The organism is Paraburkholderia sp. SIMBA_054 (genome assembly GCF_046534875.1).
Taxonomy (GTDB): domain Bacteria; phylum Pseudomonadota; class Gammaproteobacteria; order Burkholderiales; family Burkholderiaceae; genus Paraburkholderia; species Paraburkholderia hospita.
The window spans coordinates 1-278 of the sequence record NZ_JAWRXV010000653.1 but is presented as its reverse complement, the minus strand read 5'-3'; the positions used below and the strand labels follow the sequence as shown (position 1 = coordinate 278).

Below are 278 nucleotides of genomic sequence, written 5' to 3'. Positions count from 1 at the left end.
CTGCGCATGGTCGAACTCGGGCTCGGCGTCGGCGTGCTGCCCGTCGACTCGCATTGGCCCGCCGTGGGCGAATCGCTCGTGAGCCGGCCTCTCGCGCCCGAGGCGACATTGACGACGCTGCTCGTGCATCGCCGCAACCGCTCGCTCAGGCCGAATGCCGCGGCTGCGTGGGCGCAGTTTGCCGAGCAGGGCGGGGCGTTGACGAGCAGCTCGAGCGTCGAGGCGAACCGCGAGGCAAACCCGGAGGCAAACACAAGTCCGGCTTCTCACACAGTCTC

The 278-nt window shown here is 69.4% G+C and carries 1 protein-coding gene; it reads left to right on the top strand.

Going from position 1 to position 278, the window contains the following annotated elements:
• Positions 1–278, top strand: a 278-nt coding sequence (locus tag SB822_RS56715) for a LysR substrate-binding domain-containing protein (RefSeq protein WP_410859055.1), incomplete at both ends; no start/stop codon positions are given.